General features: G+C 68.9%; 15 protein-coding genes and 5 tRNA genes. 2 read left to right on the top strand and 18 right to left on the bottom strand.

All coding sequences use genetic code 11. The features are described from left to right. Nucleotides 1-202 precede the first annotated feature (202 nt). Nucleotides 203-1,162, top strand: coding sequence for a DUF58 domain-containing protein (locus tag WME90_RS02470; protein WP_437279437.1), 960 nt, complete (start codon nt 203-205; stop codon nt 1,160-1,162). Next, complete coding sequence (locus WME90_RS02465; RefSeq protein ID WP_437279436.1) at nt 1,159-3,273, top strand: VWA domain-containing protein; 2,115 nt, start codon at nt 1,159-1,161, stop codon at nt 3,271-3,273. The genes WME90_RS02470 and WME90_RS02465 overlap by 4 nt, the downstream gene beginning before the upstream one ends. Before the next feature lie 112 nt (nt 3,274-3,385). On the opposite strand, the gene panB is transcribed toward WME90_RS02465, so the two are convergent. From panB to WME90_RS02375, 18 genes are all read right to left on the bottom strand, one after another. After that, a complete protein-coding gene (panB, locus tag WME90_RS02460; protein ID WP_437279435.1) occupies nt 3,386-4,333 on the bottom strand; it encodes a 3-methyl-2-oxobutanoate hydroxymethyltransferase in 948 nt (315 codons plus the stop codon). 197 nt (nt 4,334-4,530) lie between these two features. Further along, entirely contained in the window at nt 4,531-5,157 is a 627-nt protein-coding gene (locus tag WME90_RS02455) for a GNAT family N-acetyltransferase (protein ID WP_437279434.1), read from the bottom strand. Nucleotides 5,158-5,181: 24 nt separating this feature from the next. Continuing rightward, nucleotides 5,182-7,494 (bottom strand): HD domain-containing phosphohydrolase, encoded by a 2,313-nt coding sequence (locus WME90_RS02450; RefSeq protein WP_437279433.1) that lies wholly within the window; start codon nt 7,492-7,494, stop codon nt 5,182-5,184. A gap of 397 nt (nt 7,495-7,891) precedes the next feature. Then, nucleotides 7,892-12,175, bottom strand: a complete 4,284-nt coding sequence (rpoC, locus tag WME90_RS02445; protein WP_437279432.1) for a DNA-directed RNA polymerase subunit beta' — start codon at nt 12,173-12,175, stop codon at nt 7,892-7,894. Nucleotides 12,176-12,316: 141 nt separating this feature from the next. Continuing rightward, nucleotides 12,317-16,453, bottom strand: a complete 4,137-nt coding sequence (gene rpoB, locus WME90_RS02440; RefSeq protein WP_437279431.1) for a DNA-directed RNA polymerase subunit beta — start codon at nt 16,451-16,453, stop codon at nt 12,317-12,319. A gap of 366 nt (nt 16,454-16,819) precedes the next feature. Continuing rightward, nucleotides 16,820-17,206, bottom strand: a complete 387-nt coding sequence (gene rplL, locus WME90_RS02435; protein WP_437279430.1) for a 50S ribosomal protein L7/L12 — start codon at nt 17,204-17,206, stop codon at nt 16,820-16,822. A 98-nt stretch (nt 17,207-17,304) separates the two neighbouring features. Beyond that, the gene (rplJ, locus tag WME90_RS02430) at nt 17,305-17,835 is read right to left on the bottom strand and encodes a 50S ribosomal protein L10 (RefSeq protein WP_437279429.1); all 531 of its coding nucleotides are present in this window, start codon (nt 17,833-17,835) and stop codon (nt 17,305-17,307) included. 3 nt (nt 17,836-17,838) lie between these two features. After that, nucleotides 17,839-18,549: a 50S ribosomal protein L1 gene (gene rplA, locus WME90_RS02425; RefSeq protein ID WP_437279428.1), complete on the bottom strand. Its 711-nt coding sequence runs from the start codon at nt 18,547-18,549 to the stop codon at nt 17,839-17,841. 146 nt (nt 18,550-18,695) lie between these two features. Then, the gene (rplK, locus tag WME90_RS02420) at nt 18,696-19,139 is read right to left on the bottom strand and encodes a 50S ribosomal protein L11 (RefSeq protein WP_437279427.1); all 444 of its coding nucleotides are present in this window, start codon (nt 19,137-19,139) and stop codon (nt 18,696-18,698) included. Nucleotides 19,140-19,256: 117 nt separating this feature from the next. Then, the gene (gene nusG / locus WME90_RS02415; protein ID WP_437279426.1) at nt 19,257-19,787 is read right to left on the bottom strand and encodes a transcription termination/antitermination protein NusG; all 531 of its coding nucleotides are present in this window, start codon (nt 19,785-19,787) and stop codon (nt 19,257-19,259) included. Between the two features lie 30 nt (nt 19,788-19,817). Then, nucleotides 19,818-20,444, bottom strand: coding sequence for a preprotein translocase subunit SecE (gene secE, locus WME90_RS02410; protein ID WP_437279425.1), 627 nt, complete (start codon nt 20,442-20,444; stop codon nt 19,818-19,820). An 87-nt stretch (nt 20,445-20,531) separates the two neighbouring features. Beyond that, nucleotides 20,532-20,604: transfer RNA gene (locus tag WME90_RS02405), tRNA-Trp, on the bottom strand. Nucleotides 20,605-20,633: 29 nt separating this feature from the next. After that, nucleotides 20,634-20,804 carry a 50S ribosomal protein L33 gene (rpmG, locus tag WME90_RS02400; protein WP_437279424.1) on the bottom strand — a complete coding sequence of 57 codons (171 nt, stop codon included), beginning with the start codon at nt 20,802-20,804 and terminating at the stop codon, nt 20,634-20,636. 9 nt (nt 20,805-20,813) lie between these two features. Next, nucleotides 20,814-22,004, bottom strand: coding sequence for an elongation factor Tu (tuf, locus tag WME90_RS02395; protein ID WP_012233037.1), 1,191 nt, complete (start codon nt 22,002-22,004; stop codon nt 20,814-20,816). 55 nt (nt 22,005-22,059) lie between these two features. Further along, nucleotides 22,060-22,132, bottom strand: a tRNA-Thr gene (locus WME90_RS02390). A 16-nt stretch (nt 22,133-22,148) separates the two neighbouring features. Then, nucleotides 22,149-22,221 (bottom strand) — tRNA-Gly (locus WME90_RS02385). A gap of 75 nt (nt 22,222-22,296) precedes the next feature. Continuing rightward, nucleotides 22,297-22,378 (bottom strand) — tRNA-Tyr (locus WME90_RS02380). Nucleotides 22,379-22,459: 81 nt separating this feature from the next. Beyond that, a tRNA-Thr gene (locus WME90_RS02375) sits at nt 22,460-22,532 on the bottom strand. Nucleotides 22,533-23,114 lie beyond the last annotated feature (582 nt).

Here is a 23,114-nt window from a genome sequence, read left to right as displayed (position 1 = left end):
CGAGCGCGTCCGCCAGCGCGGCGGAGCCGGGCTCCTGCCGCACGGCCGCCGCGCGTCTACCGCGCGTCGCCCCCACGTCTACCGCGCGTCGCCCCCACGTCTACCGCACGCCACCCTACGATTGGCGCGCGTCGGCGGCCGCAGACAAGGCAGCGCTGCCCCGTGGTGATCGCCCCGTGGATCCAGGCTAAGAATCGCCACCGTGCCGCTCGCTTCCGACCGCGCCTCGCTCGCCGCGTTCCCCATCGACTGGGGCGGGCTCGCCCCGCTCCGCCTCAAGTCGCGCGCAGTCGCCGAGGGCGTTTACGCCGGGATGCACAGGAGCGTCCGAAAGGGCGCCGGCGTCGAGTTCGGCGGTCAGCGACCCTATGTGCCCGGCGACGATCTCCGCTTCTTCGATCGCCGCGCGCTGCTCCGCCACGATCGCCTCATGGTGCGCGAGTTCGAGACCGAGACCGATCGCGCCCTCTGGCTGTGCGTCGACGCCACCGCCTCGATGTCCTACCGCGGCCGGCGCGCGCCCGGCGCCAAGCTGGCCTACGCGGCGCTCATCGCCGCGGCGATGGCCCGCGTCGCGCTCGCCACCGGCGACCCGGTGGGGCTCGCCTGGCTCGGCGGCGCCGGCACCCACGGCCTGCCCGCCATGGCCGGGCGCGAGGCGTTCGAGCGGATCGTCGGCGCCCTCGAGGCCACCTCCGCCGCCCAGGACTGGAGCGGCGACGCCGGCGCGATCGAGCGCGCCCTCGCGCCCATCGCGAAGAAGGCCCGCCGCGGCGCCGTCGTCCTGCTCATCTCGGATCTCATCGATCTCGCTCATGAATCCGGCGCGGCCCCGTCGGGCGGGGACCGCGCGCTCTCCGCGTTCACGGCGCTCAGCACCGGCGGCCGCACGCTGATCGCGCTCCAGGTCCTCGATCCCAGCGAGGCCGCGCTCGATTTCGAGGGCAACGTGCGCCTCCGCGCCCTGGAGGGAGGCGCCGTCGTGGAGGCCGACGCCGGCGCGGTCCGCGCGCAGTACCAGGCGCGCCTCGCCGCCCTCACCGAGACCTGGTCGCGGGCGCTCGCGTCGCGCGGCGGCCGCCTGCTCCGCGCGACGAGCGCCGATCCTCCGACCGACGTCGTCCGCGCGCTCGTGCAGGCCGTCGCCGAGGTGCGGCGATGAGCTTCGTCACGCTCGGCGCGCTGCTCGTCGCGCTGCTCGTCGGCGCGCCGGTCGCCGCGCACCTCCTGCGCCGTCGCCGCGCCGAAGAGCGGCCGTTCCCGCCCGCGCGCCTGGTCCCGGCCACGCCGCCGACGGCGCGGCGCCGGAGCCTCCTCGAGGATCGGGCCCTCTTCGCCACCCGGGCCGTCTCGGTGATCGCGCTCGCGGTGCTCGGCGCCACGCCGCTCCTCCGCTGCTCGCACCTGTCGCTCAGCCGCAGGGCTGGCGCGTCGGTCGCGCTCGCCATCGTCATCGACGACTCGCTCAGCATGCGGGCGCGCCCTGGCAGCGCCGAAGGCGCCGCGCGCGACGGGCGATCGAGCGACATCCCCTCGCGGTTCGAGCGCGCGCTCACGGCAGCGCGCGAGCTCGCCGGCGGCCTCGCGCCCGGCGACGCCGCGGCGCTCGTCCTCGCGGGCGCGCCGGCCCGCGTCGCCCTCGCGTCGACCACCAACCTCGCCGCCGTCAGCGAGGCGCTCGACGCGACGACGCCGTCGGATCGCGCCACCGACCTCGACGGCGCCCTCGATCTCGCCCGCGATCTGCTCCGGGGGCTGCCCCAGAGCGACAAGCGCATCGTGCTCCTCAGCGACCTCGCGGACGGCGCGCCCGGCGCCCCGCCCATCTCGGGCACCCCCGACGTCGCCACGTGGGTGCCGCTCCAGGAGCTCGAGGCGACGGGGCAGGACTGCGGGATCGTCCGCGCCGATCGATCCAGCCTGAAGGCGCGCGTCCGCGTCGTCTGCACCGCCGCGTCCACGGCGGCGCGCGGGCCCGACGTCGCCGGCGCGCAGCCCGACGGCGGCGCGGAGGCGCCCCCCGCCGCGGGCGCCTCCGCCGCTGCGGGGCGATCCGTCGAGGTGCGCGCCGGCGACGCTGTCATCGGCAAGGTCGCGCTCGATCCGGCGCTGCGCGCCGAGGAGCTCTCGATCGACCTCCCCGCCGGGACGCCCGAGATCCTGATCGCCGCGCTCACCGGCGCCGACGCGATCGCCGAGGACGACCGCGCGCCGATCATCTCCGCCGGCGGTCCGCTCTCGATCGCGGTCGTTGTCGACCCGGCGACCACGCACGTCGAGACGGGCGGCCCGCCGCCGCTCGAGCAGGCGCTGTCGGCGCTCGACCTGGACGCGCAGATCAGGCCGCTGCCCTCGGTCCCGGAGCACGCCGACGAGCTGGCCGCGCACGCGGGGCTCATCGTCGACGACGCGCCGGGCTTCACGCCGGAGGTGCGCCGCTCGCTCGCCGCGTGGGTCGAGCGCGGCGGCGTCGCGCTGCTGACGCTCGGCCAGCGCGCGGCCGCGGCGCCGCTCGGCGCCGGGTTCGAGCCGCTGATCCCTGGCGTCGTCCGCTGGTCGGCGTCCCCGGTGCCCGGCGTGGATCCTGCGACGGCGGGCTGGCTCGGCCCGTCCGCGGCCGGCCTCACCGACCTCGCCCCGCGCGGCCGAGCCACGCTGGACGCGGAGGCCTCCGAGGGCGCCGAGGTCCTCGCCCGGTGGGCGGACGGCGCCCCGTTCCTCGTTCGCCGCCCGCTCGGGCGCGGCGTCGTGCTGTTCATGACGCTGCCCCTCAGCACGGAGGAGAGCGACGTCGCGCTGCGGCCGGCGTTCCTGTCGCTGCTCGACGGCTTCGTCGGCGCCGCGCGCGCCCGCGGCGGCGCGCGGCGCCTCGCCGCGGGCGAGGTGTGGACGTTCGACGGCTACCGCGACGTCAAGGTCGAGCGCGTGCGGGTCGAGAGCGACCGGGCCCCGCTGGGCTCGCGGTCACGCGAGGCGCTCCCCGTCGCCGAGGTCGATCGGCGGCTTCGCGTGTCGCCGCCGCTCGCCGGCCTCTACGAGCTCACCCTGGACGGCGAGCGCTCGACGCGCGTCGTGTCGGTCCCGGAGCGCGAGATCGACCTTCGCCCGCGGCGCGTCGCCGAGAGCGCCCGCGCGGCGGAGCTGGGCGGCATGTCTGCTTCCATCGACGGGTCGCCCTACGTCGCGCTGCTGCTGCTCGGGCTTCTCGCGGTCGAGCTCTTCCTGCGCGCCCTCGGAGGGCGGCAGGAACCGGCGGCGCGCCAGGCGAGCTGAGGCTGGAGGAGGGCCGCGCGAGCCAGGGCTGGCCACCTCCGGCCGCCTACCTACGCGGAGCGCGCGCCGACGGGCGCGGAACGGCCGGCCTCGAACGGCCGCGCCGCTGCGCTCAGTGCGTCTGCCAGTGCGGGGGGATCTCGTCCGCGGGCGCGAACTCGGGCTTGGCCGGCGCGGCGGGCACGCTGGCGGCGCGGCGAGGCCCGTTCGGCTTGAAGCTGTGCTCTGCAGCGGGGAACGTGCGCGACTGCACCTCCCCCACGTAGGCGCGCGTCGCCTCCACGATCTGATCGCCGACCTCGGCGAAGCGCTTCGCGAACTTCGGCGTCAGCTCGCGGAACATCCCGAGCAGGTCGTAACAGACGAGCACCTGCCCGTCGCATCCGGCCCCGGCGCCGATGCCGATCGTCGGGACGGAGACCGCCGCCGTCACCTCCTGCGCCAGATCCGGCGGGATGGCCTCGAGCACGATCGCGTAGGCGCCCGCCTCGTCGAGGATGCGCGCGTCGGCGATGAGGCGCTCGGCCGCCTCGTCGCCCTTGCCCTGCACCTTGAAGCCGCCCATCGCGTGCACCGACTGCGGCGTGAGCCCGAGGTGACCCATCACCGGGATGCCCGCGGCGACGATCCGCCGCACGTGCTCGGCGATCTCCTCGCCGCCCTCGAGCTTGATGCTCTCGAAGCTGCCCTCTTTCATCATGCGCCCGGCGTTCTCGAGCGCGTGCATCGGAGAGAGCTGGAAGCTCATGAACGGCATGTCGCCCACGACGTGGGCCCGCCGCGCGCCGCGCGCCACCGCGCGCCCGTGGTAACAGATCTCCTCGACCGTCACCGGGAGGGTGGTCGCGTGCCCCTGCACGACCATCCCCAGCGAGTCGCCCACGAGCAGCAGATCGGCGCCGCCCTCGTCGAGCAGCCGCGCCATCGTGAAGTCGTAGGCCGTCACCATCGCGATCGGCGAGCTCCCTTTGCGCGAGCGGATCTCGGGGACCGTGACCTTCGTCGAGCGCTGCGCTGGTCTGCGTGCGCTGCCGCCACCGTTGCCTTGCGGACCGTACATGTGCCTCCGGGTCGCGGCCGCACCCGCGGTCCACGCCTCCCGACAAAGTAGGGCGGCGCCTTCTGCGGGGCAAGACGCGCCGCGCGGCCGCCGCGGGCGGGACGGGAACAATCTTCAATGCTCTCGTCGAGTTACTACTTACTACGCCAGCGCGCGGAGCCCGGACGCCGCGCGGCGCTCGCTGCGGCGAGGCCGGATCACCCGTGGCGCTGGCCGGCGCCGCGGGCGGGGAGCGCCACCCCCGGCGTCCGCGAGGCGCCCGGCGGCGTGGGCCTCGGGTTTGTCAGCGCGGTCAGGACGTGATCGCGCCAGGCGCCGTCGATGAACAGGTAATCGCGGGCGTACCCCTCGACGACGAAGCCGAGGCGCCGGAGCAGCCGGCCGCTGCGCTCGTTGTGCGGCAGGTAGTTCGCCATCACCCGGTGGAAGCCGAGCGTGTCGAACACGTACGCGATCGCCGCCTCGATCGCCTCGAACATCAGGCCCGAGCCCACGGCGCGCTGGTCGAGCGAATAGCCGAGGGTCGCGGCCTGGAAGGCGCCGCGGACGAACTGCGTGAAGTTGCAGACCCCGATCACCTCGCCGCCGGGGGCGCCGCGCCACTGCAGCGCGAGCCGGAGCGCGCGATCCGCGACGAAGTCGTCGTGGTCGCGGAGGAGGCGCTCGCGCCAGAACGCCTCCGTGTAGAAGCCCTCGGGGCGCGGCGGGTCCCACCGCGCCAGGTGGTCGCGGTTGCGCTCGAAATAGGCGAGGTAGCGGCCCGCGAGCTCGACGGGCGGGAGGGAGAGGCGCAGCCGCGGGGTCTCGATGCAGACGGAGCTCATCAAGGGGCCTCCCGCGCGGCGCGCCTAGGACAGCGTCCCTTCGTCGAGGCGGCGCATCCCTTCGAGGAGCAGCGCCTCGGGCGAGGCGGTGATGCTGCGGGTGCTCGGCGAGAAGCTCGGGTCGAGGCGGAAGTCGCCCTCCCGGAGCGTGAGCATCCGGTAGAACGCGTCCTCGCCCTGCGCTCCGGCCCAGAGCGCGTGGACGACCTGCCCGTCGGCGAAGTGGATCTCGCCGGCCATGGAGTTCGCCTGGATCTTGAGCGCGCACGTCTTCCGGCCGTGCCAGAGGATCTGGATCATGTCCGGCAGGCCCATCTCGGCGAGCGAGCCCGAGACGCCGCGAGGGACGGCGGTCGAGGAGCGCCGCTCGATGAGCTGGCGGAGCTTGGCGGCCATCACGTCGGTCGACGCCGGCTTCGAGACGAAGTCGTCGACGCCGAGATCGAAGGCGCGCTGCGCGGTCTGCCGGTCCGTCTTCGCGGTGAGGATGACCCACGTCTTGTCGCGGCCGAAGCCGAGCTTCAGCGCGTCGGCGCGGAGCGCGAGGCCGGCGTCGGGCTCCTCGAGATCGATCTCGCTGACGACCACCTCGATGTCCTTCGTCTCGAGCTCGCGGCGCGCCTGCGCGACGTTGCGCGCGATCGAGACCTCGAAGCCCTGCTCGAGCAGGCGCAGCTCGAGCACCGTCGTCTCCTCGGGATCCGGGTCGACGATGAGCGCCTGGTGCCGGTCGGACAGGAGCTTCGCCCGCATGTCGTCGCCGGTCATGACCTGGCGGAAGAGATCGACGATGTTCGGATCGAAGATGGTGGCGCGGTACTGGGCGAGCACGTCGCAGGCCTCCGGCGGGCGGAGCGCCTTGCGGTAGGGGTTGCGCGGGTTCTGCGTGAGGTCGGCGTAGGTGTCCGCGACCGCGAGGATGCGCGCGCCGAGCGGGATCTCCTTGCCGGACAGGCCATCGGGGAAGCCGCTGCCGTCGTAGCGCTCGTACATCATGCTGATCGCCGAGACGACCTCCTGCGGCAGCCCCACCGACTCCATCAGGTGCGCCGGCAGATCGACGCTCTTCGTCGCGGCGAGCCGGTGCCCCTCGTACTCGGCGACGTTGAGCGCGGTGAGGTGGTACGGCCCGTTCTTGCCGAGGTCGTGCAGGTAGGCCGAGGCCACGTAGCTCGCGACCGTCGTCGGCGGCAGGCCGATGCGCTCGCAGAGCTTGCGCACGATGCGAGCGACCGTGGAGGAGTGGCCTCGGAGGTCCTGCCGCGCGTTCTCGAGCAGGCTGACGAGGACGTTCAGCGTCTCGACGTACGCGTGGCTCGAGGTCGGGTGCGCCGGCGGCGGCGGCGGCGCCACGGCGACCGGCGCGGAGATCGGGGCGGGCGCGACCTGCGGCTGGACGGGCGGCGAAGGGGGCACCGGCGTGGGCGGGGGGCCGGCCGGCGCCACGCGGGGCGGCGCGGAGGGCGCGCGCATCACCGCGGGGACCTGCGGCGCCGTGACGAGCGACGCCGGCACCGACGCGACAGGCTGCGCGTGCGCCGGCTGCGCGTGCATCGCCTGCGGGTGCATCGGCCCCGCCTGCGTGGGCGCCGCGTGCGTCGGCTGCACGTGCATCGCCTGCGGGTGCATCGGCCCCGCCTGCGTGGGCGCCGCGTGCGTCGGCTGCACGTGCATCGTCTGCCCGTGCGGAGGCTGCGGGATCGCCGCGGGCACGTGCGTCATCGACGCGCGCTCGTGGGTGATCGACGCGCGCTCGTGCGTCATCGACGCGCGCTCGTGCGCCATCGACGTGCGCTCGAAGGGGTTGCTGCTGTTTGTGTAGAGGATCTCGTCGAACGAGCTGACCGGGCGCAGCAGCGAGCTGAACGCGGTCGTGTCGCCCCGGTAGTGGTACGCGATGGCCGCGCGGACCGCCGCCGGCCTGGCGACGATGGCGCGTACGTCCCGCACGCCCGCGGCGAGCCGGATCTCGTGCAGCGCGACGTCGTTGTCGGGATCGGCGGTCGCGACCGAGAGCGTCGTGTTCCGATCGTCGAGCAGGACCGGGAAGACGCCGTGCAACGTCGCGGTGATCGCCGAGACCTTGGCGAGCACGCGGGGCTCGATGATCGCCTTCGAGAGCTTCTCGGTCGAGACGAAGCGGGTGTTGTGGACGGTCGCGATGAACTTCAGGAGCTCGGCCTCGTTGACGATGTCGAGCTCGATGATGGCGTCCTCGATACGGCCGCGCGTACGCATCGCGTACTCCACCGCACGACGGTGATCGTCCGGGGTGATGCGCCCCTCGAGGACGAGGCGATCGGCAATCCGCTGGTTCAATCCTTGAACGGAAGCCATCGAAACCCTGATTCTACCCAGAAATTGGAGGTGGCGCGCCCAAGAACCCTCGCGGAACGGGAGCACGCGGGGAGAGCTGGCCTGCCGCTCGCGGCGTATGCAGCCATGGGGTGCGCTCGAGGAATGAGAGCAGAGCTCGGCGCGGCGCGCGAGCCCCGTGAGCATTCCGGCCGACGCCGGTTGGCCGCCGAGACCCGCTCGACCCGATACGCTGCGACGTGGAGGTGAAGGCTGACCCGGGGTAGGCGCGCACGCCACGTCCGGCGCGGCTCGCCGGGCCGGCGAGCCTGGTGGCAGAAGTGGAAACCGCCTCCTGAGCCGCCGGAGCGCGCTTCGGGAGACGGGCGGCGCGCCCGGGGTCGGGGTTGGATCCCGCCCTGGGCGCGCCGGCGGGCGGTCACTCCTCGTTCACGGCCGTGAGCGTCTCCTCGGGACGCGGCCGCGGGGCGACGTACGGCGCCTGCACCACCGGCTCGCCCTCGACCACGACCTGGAGGCGCTTGTAGGCGGGCAGCCCCGTCCCGGCCGGGATCAGGCGGCCCATGATGACGTTCTCCTTGAGACCGCGGAGATCGTCCGTCTTGCCGTTGATCGCGGCCTCGGTGAGCACCTTGGTCGTCTCCTGGAACGACGAGGCGCTGATGAACGACTCCGTCGACAGGCTGGCCTTGGTGATGCCGAGGAGGAGCGCCTCGGCGATGGCGGGCTTGCCGCCGCGCTCGAGGACGGTCTCGTTCTCCTTCTCGAAGATGTGCTTCTCGACCTGCTCGTCGACCAGGAAGTTCGTGTCGCCGACCTCGCGCACGCGGACCCGCCGGAGCATCTGCCGGACGATGACCTCGATGTGCTTGTCGTTGATGCCGACGCCCTGGAGCCGGTAAACCTGCTGGATCTCGTTCACGAGCCAGGCCGACAGCTCCTTCTCGCCCTTCACCCGGAGGATGTCGTGCGGGTTCGGCGGGCCGTCCTGGAGGGGATCACCCGCGCGCACCCGGTCGCCCGGCTGCACCTGGATGTGCTTGCCCTTCGGGATCAGGTACTCGCGCGCCTGATCGCCGAGCGCGTGCCCGTCCGGCGAGTACGGCGTGATGATGACCTTCCGCTTGCCCTTCGTGTCCTTGCCGAACGTGACCTCGCCGTCGATCTCGCTGATGATCGCGTGATCCTTCGGCTTTCGGGCCTCGAACAGCTCGGCGACGCGGGGCAGACCGCCGGTGATGTCCTGCACCTTCGTCGTGTCGCGCGGGATCTTGGCGATGACCTCGCCGGCCTCGATGAGATCCCCCTCCTGCGCGACGATGTGGGCGCCGACGGGGAGCAGGTAGCGCGCCTCGAGCTCGCTGTTCGGGAGCTTCAGCGTCTTGCCCGACTCCGGGTCCTTCAGCGAGATGCGCGGGCGGACGTCGGCCGCCTTCGACTCGATGACGACCTTTCGCGAGAGGCCCGTCACCTCGTCGAGGCGATCCTGCACGCTGACGCCCTCGATGAGGTCGCCGAACTTCACCACGCCGGAGACCTCGGTGAGGATCGGCGTCGCGAACTGGTCCCACTCGGCGAGCAGCTCGCCGGGCTTGGTGCGCTCGCCGTCGGCCTTCTTGAGGATGGCGCCGTAGACGAGGCGGTTGTGCTCGCGCTCGCGGCCCGTCTCGTCGACGACCACGATCTCGCCGTGGCGGTTCATGACCACCATGGTGCCGTCCTTCTTCTTCTGGACGACCGCGCGGCGGAGGCGGACGGTGCCCTCGGTGCGGGCCTCGAGGTAGCTCGCCTCGATCTTGCCGCGCGCCGCGGTGCCGCCGATGTGGAAGGTGCGCATCGTGAGCTGCGTGCCCGGCTCGCCGATCGACTGGGCGGCGATGATGCCCACCGCCTCGCCGATGTTGACCCGGTAGCCGCGCGCGAGGTCGCGCCCGTAGCACAGCGCGCAGACGCCCCGACGCAGCTGGCAGGTGAGCACCGAGCGGATGACGACCTCCTCGATGCCCGCGTCCTCGATCGACCGCACCGCCTGCTCGTCGAGCTCGGTGTTCGCGGTGATGAGCACCTCGCCGGTGAGCGGGTCGACGACGTCCTCGAGCGCGACGCGGCCGAGGATGCGGTCGCCGAGCGGCTGGATGACCTCGCCGGCCTCCTCGAGCTTCGCCACGCGGATGCCGTCGAGCGTCCCGCAGTCGAACTCGGAGATGACAGCGTCCTGCGCCACGTCGACGAGACGCCGGGTGAGGTACCCGGAGTTCGCCGTCTTGAGCGCCGTGTCGGCGAGGCCCTTCCGCGCGCCGTGCGTCGAGATGAAGTACTGGAGCACGCTGAGACCCTCGCGGAAGTTCGCGGTGATCGGCGTCTCGATGATCTCGCCGGACGGCTTGGCCATCAGGCCGCGCATCGCGGCCAGCTGCCGGATCTGCTGCGTGGAGCCGCGCGCGCCGGAGTCGGCCATGATGTAGATGGGGTTGAAGCTCGGCTCGATCGAGGACTTGCCCGTCTCGTGGTCGACGATCGTCTCCTTGCCGATGCCGCCCATCATCTCCGTCGTGACCTGGTCGGCGATGCTCGCCCAGATATCGACGATCTTGTTGTACCGCTCGCCGTCGGTGATGAGCCCCTCCTGGTACTGCTCGACGACGCGCTCGACCTCCTTCTGCGCCTCGCCCAGGAGGACCTTCTTGGCCGCCGGGATCACCATGTGATCCATGCAGATCGAGATCCCCGCCCGCATCGCGTGGTCGAAGCCGAGCGTGCGGAGCCGGTCCGCGAGGAGGACGGTCTCCTTGTTGCGGTGGATGCGGTAGCAGACGTCGATGAGCGCCGAGAGCGCCTTCTTGTCGAGGGTCTTGTTCGCGTACTCGAACGCGACCCCCTTCGGGAGGACCTCGGAGATGATGACGCGGCCCACCGTGGTCTCGACGATGCGGCGCTTCACGTGGCCGAACTCGTCGAGCTGCGGGTTGCCGTCGTCGTCGATGACCGGGACGCGGACGCGGATGCCGGCGTGCAGCGCGACCTCGCCGTTGTCGTAGGCCATCCGCACCTCCTCGGGGGAGGCGTAGATGCCCCGCAGGTAGCCCTGCGCCACCCCGTCCTCGCCGAAGGCGAGGGTGTCCGCGCGGAACGACCCCTTCTCGAACTTGCGCTCGCGGGTCGCGTAGTAGAGCCCGAGCACGATGTCCTGCGTCGGGTTGATGATCGGCTTGCCGCTCGCGGGCGAGAGGATGTTGTTCGTGCTCATCATGAGCACGCGCGCCTCCATCTGCGCCTCGACCGACAGCGGCACGTGGACCGCCATCTGGTCGCCGTCGAAGTCGGCGTTGAACGCCGCGCAGACCAGCGGGTGCAGCTGGATCGCCTTGCCCTCGATGAGGACCGGCTCGAACGCCTGGATGCCGAGGCGGTGGAGCGTCGGGGCGCGGTTCAGGAGCACCGGGTGCTCGCTGATGACCTCCTCGAGGATGTCCCAGACCTCCGGGCGCTCCTTCTCCACCATCTTCTTGGCGCTCTTGATGGTGTTGACGTAGCCGCGCTCTTCCAGCTTGTTGTAGATGAACGGCTTGAAGAGCTCGAGCGCCATCTTCTTGGGCAGGCCGCACTGGTGCAGGCGCAGCGTCGGGCCCACGACGATGACCGAGCGGCCCGAGTAGTCGACGCGCTTGCCGAGCAGGTTCTGGCGGAACCGGCCCTGCTTGCCCTTCAGCATGTCGGAGAGCGACTTGAGCGGGCGCTTGTTCGGGCCGGTGATCGTCTTGCCGCGGCGGCCGTTGTCGAACAGCGCGTCGACCGCCTCCTGCAGCATCCGGCGCTCGTTCCGGATGATGATCTCCGGCGCGTTCAGCTCGAGGAGCCGCTTCAGGCGGTTGTTGCGGTTGATGACGCGGCGGTAGAGGTCGTTGAGATCGCTGGTCGCGAAGCGGCCGCCGTCCAGGGGGACGAGCGGGCGCAGATCCGGCGGGAGCACCGGAATCACGGTCAGCATCATCCACTCGGGCCGGTTGCCGCTCTCGCGGAACGCCTCGACGACCTTGAGCCGCTTCGCGAGCTTCTTCCGCTTGGCCTCGCTGGTCGCGGCGCGCATCTCCGTCCTGAGCAGCTCTGCCAGGCCGTGGACGTCGACCTGCTTGAGCATCTCGAGGATCGCCTCGCCGCCCATCCCGGCGCTGAACTTGTCGTCACCGTACTCGTCGAGGAGCTGCAGATACCGCTCCTCGCTCAGGAGATCGCCCCGCATGAGGCCAGTCTCCTTGGGATCGATGACGATGTAGGCCTCGCAATAGAGGACCTTCTCCAGGTCCTTGAGCGTGATGTCGAGCATGTTGCCGATGCGCGACGGCAGGCTCTTCAGGAACCAGATGTGGGCGACCGGCGTGGCCAGCGAGATGTGCCCGAGCCGCTCGCGCCGGACCTTCGACTGGATGACCTCGACGCCGCACTTCTCGCACACGATGCCACGGTGCTTCATGCGCTTGTACTTGCCGCAGTTGCACTCGTAGTCCTTCACAGGCCCGAAGATCTTCGCGCAGAACAGACCATCGCGCTCCGGCTTGAACGTCCGGTAGTTGATGGTCTCCGGCTTCTTCACCTCGCCGTGCGACCACTCGCGGATCTTCTCCGGGCTCGCGAGCGAGATGCGGATGGCGCTGAACGACAGCGGGTCCTTGGGCTTCTCGAAGAAGCTGAAGATGTCACGCATGGAGACCTCCGGAGACGGAAACGAAACCGACGAACCTGTCCGCGCCCACTGTTTGAGCCTTCGAGAGGGCGCCGCCCGCGCGGCGCGCCTCCCCTGCCGTCACCGAAAAGGCGCACGGCGCTCGTGACGTGACGAACTGCATCACTCCTCTTCCTCCGCGGCCGACGCCTCCACGCCCGCGCTCGTCTCGACCAGCTCGACGTTCAGGCACAGCGACTGGAGCTCCTTGATGAGCACGTTGAAGCTCTCCGGCAGCCCCGCCTCCAGGGTGTAATCCCCCTTCACGATGGCCTCGTACATGCGGGTGCGCCCCATCACGTCGTCGCTCTTCACGGTGAGGAACTCCTGCAGCGCGTAGGCCGCGCCGTAGGCCTCCATCGCCCAGACCTCCATCTCGCCGAGCCGCTGCCCGCCGAACTGCGCCTTGCCGCCGAGGGGCTGCTGCGTGACGAGCGAGTAGGGCCCGATCGAGCGAGCGTGGATCTTGTCGTCGACCAGGTGGTGGAGCTTCAGCATGTACATGATGCCCACCGTGACGTTCTGATCGAACGCGTCGCCCGTGCGCCCGTCGAAGAGGATCGCCTGGCCCGAGGTCGGGAGACCCGCGAGATCGAGGGCGCCCTTGATGTCGGACTCGTGCGCGCCGTCGAACACCGGCGATCCCATGAAGACGCCCTCGTCGACCGTCTTGACGAAGCGCTTGACGTCGCCGTCGTCGAGGTCGTCGAAGAAGCCGTTCATGGTCTCGTCGCCCGCGTAGATGGCCTTCAGGTGCTCCTTGATCTCGGCGCTCGCGCGCTGCTGCTCGATCATCCGCTGCAGCTGGTTGCCGAGCTCGAATGCGCCCCACCCGAGGTGGATCTCGAGGATCTGACCGACGTTCATGCGGCTCGGCACGCCGAGCGGATTCAGCACGAGATCGACCGGCCTGCCGTCCTGCAGATACGGCATGTCCTCCTCGGGGAGGATGCGGCTGATGACGCCCTTGTTGCCGTGGCGGCCCGCCATCTTGTCGCCGACCTGGAGCTTGCGCTTGATGGCGATATAGACCTTCACCATCTTGATGACGCCCGGCGGCAGCTCGTCGCCCTTGGAGAGGCGATCGATCTTGTCGCGGAAGTGCTCCTCGCGCGTGCGGACGAGCTCCTCGAGGTCGCGCAGGATCTGCTGGACCCGCTCGGCGTCGTCGACGGGGATCTCCCCCCAGTACTTGCGGGGGATCTCGGCGAGCGAGGGCTCGTCGATGATGGCGCCCTTCTGGAAGAGCACCTTGCCCTTGTCGTCGACGAGCTTGCCCGTCGCCTCCTTGCCGAGGAGGAGCTCGCGGATGCGGCGGAAGAACGAGTCGCGGAGGATCTTGATCTCCTCGTCGCGCGTCCGCTCGATCCTGGCCCGCTCCTGATCCTCGATGTCCCGCGCGCGGTCGTCCTTCTCGGTCCCCTTGCGCGAGAACACGCGGGCGTTGATGACGATCCCGCCGACGCCGGGCGGCACCTTGAGCGAGCTGTCGCGGACGTCGCCGGCCTTCTCGCCGAAGATCGCCCTGAGCAGCTTCTCCTCGGGTGAGAGCTGGGTCTCGCCCTTCGGGGTGATCTTGCCAACCAGGATGTCGCCCGGCCGCACCTCGGCCCCGATGCGCACGATGCCGGAGTCGTCGAGGTCCTTGAGCGCCTCCTCGCCGACGTTCGGGATGTCGCGGGTGATCTCCTCCTTGCCGAGCTTCGTGTCGCGGGCGACGCACTCGAACTCCTCGATGTGGATCGAGGTGAACACGTCGTCCTTGGCGATGCGCTCGGAGACGAGGATCGAGTCCTCGAAGTTGTAGCCCTGCCACGGCATGAACGCGACGAGCACGTTCTGGCCGAGCGCGAGCTCACCCATGTCCGTCGACGGGCCGTCGGCGAGCACGTCGCCCTTCTTCACCACCTCGCCCGTCCTGACGACCGGCTTCTGCGTGTAGCAGGTCGACTGGTTCGAGCGCTGGAACTTCATCAGGTGGTAGATATCGGGCACCTCGGCGCCCTCGCCCTCGGCGCGGACGACGATGCGCGTTGCGTCGACGCTCTCGACCACCCCGGGGCGCCGCGCGATGACGCAGACGCCGGAGTCGCGGGCGAGCCGCTCCTCCATGCCGGTGCCGACGAGGGGCGCGTGCGACTGCACGAGGGGCACGGCCTGACGCTGCATGTTGGCGCCCATGAGCGCGCGGTTCGCGTCGTCGTGCTCGAGGAAGGGCACGAGCGCGGCGGCGACCGACACCATCTGGTTCGGCGCGACGTCCATCAGCTCGACCATCTCGGGCGTGACGATCTTGAACTCGCCGTTGTAGCGGGCCGAGACCAGCGACTCCTTGAAGCGGCCGCCCTCATCGAGGTTCACGGTCGCCTGGGCGATGTACTTGCCCTCCTCTTCGAGCGCGGAGAGCCAGATCACGTCCTCGGTCACCCGGCCGTTCTCGACCTTCCGGTACGGCGTCTCGACGAACCCGAACTCGTTCACGCGGGCGAACGTCGACAGCGACGCGATGAGGCCGATGTTCGGCCCTTCCGGCGTCTCGATCGGGCAGATACGGCCGTAGTGGGTCGCGTGGACGTCGCGCACCTCGAACCCGGCCCGCTCGCGGGTGAGGCCACCCGGGCCGAGCGCCGAGAGGCGGCGCTTGTGGGTGACCTCCGAGAGCGGGTTGGTCTGGTCCATGAACTGCGAGAGCTGCGAGCTCCCGAAGTACTCCTTCACGACCGCGCTGACCGGCTTCGCGTTGATCAGGTCGTGGGGCATGAGCGTGTCGATCTCCTGCGACATGCTCATGCGCTCCTTGATCGCGCGCTCCATGCGGACGAGGCCGATGCGGTACTGGTTCTCCATCAGCTCGCCGACCGCGCGCACGCGGCGGTTGCCGAGGTGGTCGATGTCGTCGACCGAGCCGCGCCCGTTCTTGAGCTCGATCAGGTGACGCACCGTCTCCAGGATGTCCTGCGGCGTGAGCACCGTGAGGTCGAGCCCCGGCCGCTCGTCCTCAGGGACGTCGCGGTAGAACTTGTAGTTCAGCTTCAGCCGGCCGACCTTCGAGAGGTCGTAGCGCTCGGCGTTGAAGAACAGGTTGTGGAACAGGGTCTTGGCGGTCTCGAGCGTCGGCGGATCGCCCGGCCGCAGCCGCCGGTAGATCTCGAGGATCGAGTCCTCCATCGTCTTCACCTTGTCGGTGAGCAGCGTGTCGCGCAGGTACGAGCCCACGTTCAGGCCGTCGATGAAGAGGATGCGGAACTGCTCGATGTTCGCGTCGCGCAGCCGCTCGAGCTTCGCCTCGGTGAGCTCCTCGTTCACCTCGACCACGACCTCGCCGGTCTCCGGATCGACGATGTCGTGCGCGGCGACCTTCCCGACGAGCTCTTCCGGCTCGAGGCTGAGCCGCTCGAGCTTCGCCTCCTTCATCTTCCGGATGGCGGCGCGGGTGAACTTTGTGTTCTTCTTGACGATGACGTCGTTGCCGATCTTGATGTCGCGCGTCGTCCGCTGGCCGGCGAGGAGATCGTACTCGATGCTCTTCGCGTACTTGCCGCCCTTCTCGAGGTAGACCGTCTCGGTCGAGTAGAAGTAGTTCAGCAGGTCCTGCGTCGAGTACCCGAGCGCGCGCAGCAGCACCGTCGCGTGCATCTTCCGCCGGCGATCGATGCGAACGTAGATGATATCCTTCGGGTCGAACTCGAAGTCGAGCCACGAGCCGCGGTACGGGATGACGCGCGCGGAGTAGAGCAGCTTGCCGCTCGAGTGCGTCTTGCCCTTGTCGTGATCGAAGAAGACACCGGGGCTCCGGTGCAGCTGGCTGACGACGACGCGCTCGGTGCCGTTGATGATGAACGTGCCCGTCTCGGTCATCAGCGGGAGCTCGCCGAAGTAGACCTCCTGCTCCTTGATGTCGCGCACGATCCGCTCCCCGCCGTCGCGGGTGTCGTAGATCATCAGCTGGTTCGTGACCTTGATCGGCGCCGAGTAGGTCATACCGCGCTGACGGCACTCATCGACGTCGTACTTCGGCGGCTCGAGGTTGTACGAGACGAAGACGAGCTCGCTCGTGCCGTTGAAGTCTTTGATCGGGAAGACCGAGCGGAACACCGCCTGCAGCCCGACCTCCTCCCGCTCGTTCGGCGGAACGCTCATCTGGAGGAATTTGTCGTAGCTCGACTTCTGGATGTCGATCAGGTTGGGGACGTCGATGATGCGACGAACGCGACCCAGGTTCTTACGGACGCGGAAGTTGGATTGGACGACCGACGGCATCGATTTCCTCCGGCTCACACGAGCAGCGCGGGGCGGGCGCACTGCTCGAACCGAGCAACGAACACGAAGCTACGCACGAATGGCGAGCGAGCGTCCCCAGGGAATGAGGACCCAAAACATCTTGGTTGTGGGGGCAGAGCGGACCGCGTGGCGACCCATTGAGCTCCGACGTTGGCCGAGGACCCGCACCCGCGGTCCCCTTCAGGATTGACCGAGGACCCGTACTCCCGGTCCTCTTCAGCGTTGCGCGAGGGCCCGTACGCGCGGCCCCGGTTATCAGACAAAAGCGGGACGTGCGGCAGGGACGACCGCCCCTGCCGCCGTCCTCCGGCGGATCCCGATTTCCCTAGCAGGGAGCGGTGATCGTTACTTGAGCTCGACGGTAGCACCTGCCTCGACGAGCTTCTTCTTCATCTCCTCCGCGTCCGCCTTGGAAACCTGCTCCTTGACGGTCTTCGGCGCGGCCTCGACCAGGTCCTTCGCCTCCTTCAGGCCCAGACCGGTGATCTCGCGGATCGCCTTGATGACGCCGATCTTGTTGCTGCCGGCGTTCGCGAGGACGACGTCGAACTCGGTCTGCTCCGGGGCCTTCTCGGCCGGAGCGGAGGTCGCGGGGCCAGCCGCGACGGCGACGGCCGCGGGGGCAGCCTTGACGCCCCACTTGTTCTCGAGGTCCTTGATGAGCTCGGCGATCTGGATGACAGGGAGGTTGGAGAGGTAATCGACGACCTGCTCGCGCGTGATCTCAGCCATTGCAAGACTCCTTCAAACTCTTCTGCGCGCCCCGGGGAGGGGGCCATGTAAACCAAAACCAGACGGGCGCAAGGCCCAATTGATACGAAAGTGCCCTCTCAGGCCTGCTTGCCCGCGTTCTCTTCCTTCGCCTTCAAGAGATAGGCGAAATTCTGGAGAGGCGCGTTGAGCTGCTGCACGAACTGCTGGAGCGGCGCCTGCAGCGTCGCGAGCAGCGTGGCACGAAGCTCATCCTTGCCGGGCATCGTCGCGAGCTGCGTCTCGACGGCGTCACCGGAGAGGATCTGCCCCTCGATGAGCCCCGCCTTGATCTGCAGCTTCTGGTTGTCCTTGCGGAACGCCTTGACGACCTTGGCTGCCGCGCTCGGATCCTCGAAGCTCCAGGCCACGCCGGTCATGCCGGTCAGGCTCTTCGAGAGGGTCTTCGCCCAGGGGTGCTCCTTGATGGCGTGGCGTACGAGCGTGTTCTTCACGACCCGGTATTCCACGCCGGACTTCCGGAACTCATCGCGAAGCTTGGTGACCGCCTCGACGTTCATCCCCTTGAAGTCCAGGAAGACCGCGGAAGACATCCGCTCGAACTTCTGCCGGACGGAGCCGATCAGCACTTCCTTCTGGGACCGTTCCATGGGCTACGCCTCCTCTGTCTTGCCGACGAAGTGGACCGGGTCGATGCGAACCCCGGGGCCCATCGTCGAGGACAGCGTGATGCTCCGGAGGTAGATGCCCTTGGCCGTCGCCGGCTTGGCCCGGACGAGCGCCTGGATCAGCGCGTCCGCGTTCACTTGGAGCGCGTTCTCAGCGAAGGAGACCTTGCCGATCCGAGCGTGCACGATGCCCGCCTTCTCGACGCGGTACTCGACCTTGCCGGCCTTGGCCTCCGAGACGGCCGTCTTCACGTCGAACGTCACGGTCCCGACCTTCGGGTTCGGCATCAGGCCGCGCGGACCGAGGATACGGCCGAGCTTGCCCACCAGGCCCATCATGTCGGGCGTGGCGATCACGCGATCGAAGTCCATGAAGCCTTCCTGGACCTTGTTCACGAGATCTGCCTCGCCGACGAGGTCGGCGCCGGCCGCCTCGGCTTCCTTGGCCTTCTCGCCCTTGGCGAACACCAGGACCCGAAGCGACTGCCCCGTACCATGCGGGAGCACCACGGCGCCGCGGACCATCTGGTCTGCGTGCCGCGGGTTGACACCCAACCGGACCGCGAGGTCCACCGTCTCGTCGAACTTGGCGGGCGCCGCTTGTTTCACAAGCGCGCACGCCTCCTGCAACGTGTACTTTCGAGCGCGGTCGACGACCGCCCGCGCTGCGACTTTCTTTTTGGCGACTTTCGGCACATGCCCTCCTTCTTAACGGCTCTCGCCTCCCACGGTGCGCCTTAAACAACCGTGGTAAGTCTTGCTCCCCGGCCCACCGGGGCGCCCACGCTCGGGGCGCCACCGGGGGTTGCGCATCCCCGACGGCGGGGAGCGCCACGACCACCTCAGTCGACCACGTCGATGCCCATCGAGCGCGCCGTGCCCGCCATGCTGCGCATCGCGGACTCGAGGTTCGTCGTGTTCATGTCCTGCATCTTGAGCTGGGCAAGCTCCTTCAGCTGCTTCTGCGTGACCTTGCCCACCTTGACCTTGTTGGGCTCCTTGGAGCCCGCGCCCGGCTTCTTCTTCGTCTCGAGCCCCGCCGCCTTCTTGAGGAGCACGGAGGCCGGCGGCGTCTTGAGGATGAACGTGAACGAGCGGTCGGAGAAGACCGTGATCACCACCGGGATGATCATGTCTCCCTGCGCCGCCGTCCGCGAGTTGAAGTCCTTGCAGAACGCCATGATGTTGACGCCGTGCTGGCCGAGCGCCGGACCGACGGGGGGCGACGGGTTGGCCTTGCCCGCCGGAAGCTGCAGCTTCACGTACCCAGTGACTTTCTTCGCCATGATGAATCTCGCACCCTATCGAACCGCCGCCCGACGGGCGGTCTACTATTCAGAGAAACAGCGGAGCATCGCGGAGGCGCGGTGCTCGCCCGCAGGTTTGCAGCCGTCCGTTCCTGGCTAGCGCTTCTCCACGGCTGAGAAGTCGAGCTCCACGCTGGTGGGTCGGCCGAAGATGCTGACCTTCACCTTGAGCTTCTGCTTGTCCATCTTCACGTCGTCCACCGTGCCGGTGAAGTTCGCGAAGGCGCCATCGAGGACCCGCACTTCCTCACCCACCTCGAACGTGAGCCGCGGCTTCGGCTTGACCGACCCCTCGACGATCCCGCGCCGGAGGTTGTCGATCTGCACCAGCGGGACCTCCTGCGGCGTCTGGTTGCCGATGAAGCCGGTCACCTTGGGCGTGTCCTTGACCAGGTGCCAGACTTGCTCGTTCATCTCCATCTCGACGAAGATGTAGCCGGGCAGGCTGAGCTTCTGACGAACGCGGGTCTTACCGCCGGGACGGTTCTCCGTGACCGTCTCGCTCGGGATGAGGATCTCGCCAAACCGATCTTCCAGGCTGTACTGCTTCACGCGCTGCTGGAGCGCGTCGCGCACCTTCGCCTCGTATCCCGAGTAGGTATGGATGACGTACCACTTCTTGGCCATGGCGCTTGATTCCCTCAGGATCTCCCTGCTTCAGCTTCCATCGCCGTAAACGATGTTGGTCACGAACGCCCAGAAGCGGTCGAGCAGCGCCAGGTAGAGGGTCGCCACGGTGGTCGTCGCGATGACGACGAACGTCGCATTCGTCACCTCCTTCTTGGTCGGCCACTTCACCTTCGCCAGCTCGGAGGCGACCTCATCGCTCCAGTTGCGGAGCTCGGCGTTCCGGAACGAGCGAAGCACGACGATCAGCGCGACGACGCCGCCGATGATCATGCCGTACGTCGTCTTGTCGTCGTCGCCCACCGCGGAGAGCGCCGGGAGCGTCCGGCTGAACCAGTCCTTGTTGGCGAGGGTCGCCCAGACGCCGTGGACGAACTTGCCGAGCAAGTACGCGAGCAGCATTCCGGAGGCGAAGAAGCCGGCGAGCACATAGCGCTCCGTCCCGAGCTGAGCGGCCGCGCCCTCGTCTTCCGCCTCATCGGCGTCGTCCGACTCATCGGCGCTGGACGCCTCGGCGTCCTTCGCGTCAGCTGCCCCCGTCCCCTCGCTCCGTGTCACGAGCGACGACGCATCGGCAGGCAGGCCCGGTTCGGATTCTTCCGGCTCCTCGTCCTCCGCGACCTTCGGCGGCTGCTTGTCTTTTTGACCCTTCGCCATAACAACACCAAACGCGCCGATCCGCGGCAGACAGAAGCCTGCTCGGTAGGGACCTAAGGGCGGCCCTGGGGCGCCCACTTTCCCCGGCAGGGGCAGAGAGGCTCGAACTCCCGACCTGCGGATTTGGAATCCGCTGCTCTACCAACTGAGCTATACCCCTAGAACCGCTGCGCCTTCCTGAACACCCGTTCACTTCGTCTCGTCGTGAACCGTGTGCTTCTTGCACTGCTTGCAGAACTTCTTGAGCGACACCACCTGGTCCGTCGCCTTCGTGGTCTTGTAGTTCCGCGATTTGCACTCGCTGCAGGCCAGTGAGACGGCGATGCGCGCCGCACGCCATCCACTGGCCTGCTCGCCCACGTCGGCCTCCTACGCGAGGATCTTTGTGACGACGCCGGCGCCCACCGTCTTACCGCCCTCGCGGATGGCGAAGCGCATCTGCTCCTCCAGCGCGACCGGGGCGATGAGCTCGATCGTCATCGTGATGTTGTCGCCCGGCATCACCATCTTCACCCCCTCGGGGAGGTTCACCGTGCCGGTCACGTCCGTCGTGCGGATGTAGAACTGCGGCCGGTAGTTGGTGAAGAACGGCGTGTGGCGCCCGCCCTCCTCCTTCTTGAGGACGTACACCTCACCGGTGAACTTCGTGTGCGGCGTGATCGACCCGGGCTTCGCCAGCACCTGGCCGCGCTCGATCTCTTCCTTCTCAACACCGCGGAGCAGACACCCGACGTTGTCGCCCGCCTGCCCCTGATCGAGCAGCTTGCGGAACATCTCGACGCCGGTCACGACCGACTTCTTCGTGTCCTTGAAGCCGATGATCTGCACCTCGTCGCCGACCTTGATCACGCCGCGCTCGATGCGGCCCGTGGCCACCGTGCCGCGGCCCTTGATCGAGAACACGTCCTCGATCGCCATCAGGAACGGCTTGTCGATGTCGCGCACCGGCTCGGGGATGTAGCTGTCGAGCGCGCTGAGGAGCTGCTGGATCGTCTCCTCCCACTTCGGGTCGCCCTGCAGCGCGGGCAGCGACGCGCCCCGGACCACCGGCGCGTTGTCACCGTCGAACTTGTACTTCGACAGCAGCTCGCGGACTTCCATCTCGACAAGGTCGAGCATCTCCGGGTCGTCCACCGCGTCGCACTTGTTGAGGAACACGACGATGTGGTTCAGGCCGACCTGCCGGGCGAGCAGCACGTGCTCGCGCGTCTGCGGCATCACGCTGTCGAGCGACGACACGACGAGGATCGCCCCGTCCATCTGCGCCGCGCCGGTGATCATGTTCTTGATGTAGTCGGCGTGCCCGGGGCAGTCGACGTGCGCGTAGTGGCGGTTAGCCGACTCGTACTCGACGTGCGCCGCCGCGATGGTCACCGTCTTCGTCTCGTCACGGACCGTCCCGCCCTTCGCGATGTCGGCGTACGAGATCGCCTTCGCCAGGTTGCGCTTCGACTGCACCTTGACGAGCGCCGCCGTGAGCGTGGTCTTGCCGTGGTCGATGTGGCCGATGGTGCCCACGTTCACGTGCGGCTTCGTACGAGTGAATTTCTCCTTGGCCATCGAGATGTCTCCTGCCGAATGAAAGTTCGCGACTGCGTTTCGCTGTCCTCGCTAGAGCCCACCATCGGGATTGAACCGACGACCTCGTCCTTACCAAGGACGTGCTCTGCCAACTGAGCTAGGTGGGCAAACGACCGACCACGGAGCGGGCGACCGGGTTCGAACCGGCGACGTTCAGCTTGGAAGGCTGACGCTCTACCAACTGAGCTACGCCCGCGGGGCCTCCGCCGAGAGTGTTCCCAGCGGATCTGTATCTTGGTCGGACCGCTTTCGGAGCGAAAGACCGCCCCGGTGGAGGGTGATGGATTCGAACCATCGTAGGCATTGCCGGCAGATTTACAGTCTGCTCCCTTTGGCCGCTCGGGCAACCCTCCAGATTTTCTCTATTTATTCGATTTTTTCGAATTTGTCTCTGCCGCGACCTCCCGAACCATCGACCTGCTGCCTTGCATCGGAGCTGACGAGGGGACTTGAACCCCTAACCCCCTGCTTACAAGGCAGGTGCTCTACCGATTGAGCTACGCCAGCGACATCCATCCGCTGCGCGTCCCCCCGCGCTTCGGGGACGTGCGTGCTGACCTAGCGAAATGTCCCAAGACCGGTCACTTCTCTACGAGCAATCAACTCCCGGCCCTGCTGGACCGTCTGCCTGCGCGGTTCGGAGTGTCCCGACCAGGCTGGACCGCAGCGAGATGAAGCGGTTGGTACCGCTCACGTCGCTCCGAAGGTAGACGAGTCCCGCGAAGGGAGGAGGCTCTTAGCCCCCTGCAAGAGACGTGTCAAGCGCTGTGCATCGTTTTCGTCCGTTTCGCTGGAATCGGCCGGGAGAGCGCAGTCTGTAGCCCAGCCCAGCCGCGCGGCCGAGCCGGGGCGGACCGAAGCTCCGGCGTCCTCCGGCGGCGCCGATCTCGCTCGAGTGCTCCCGATTTTCAAGACGGACGTCGAGCTGAACGCTCCGCGGCGCGCAGAACGGCGGCGGCGAGGCACACGCGCGCAGCTCGCCCGAGCCGCGCCGCTGCGCCGAGCGCCACGCAGAGACGGTGCGGATCGAGCGAGCAGCGCCTGCGCCGCACGCGCGAACGCGAGCGAAAGTACGTACACACGCACGCG

The sequence above is a fragment of the Sorangium sp. So ce375 genome, assembly GCF_051473855.1.
In the GTDB taxonomy this organism is placed as follows: domain Bacteria; phylum Myxococcota_A; class Polyangia; order Polyangiales; family Polyangiaceae; genus Sorangium.
The sequence above is the reverse complement of the archived record's forward strand: the minus strand, read 5'-3'. Positions and strand labels throughout refer to the sequence as shown.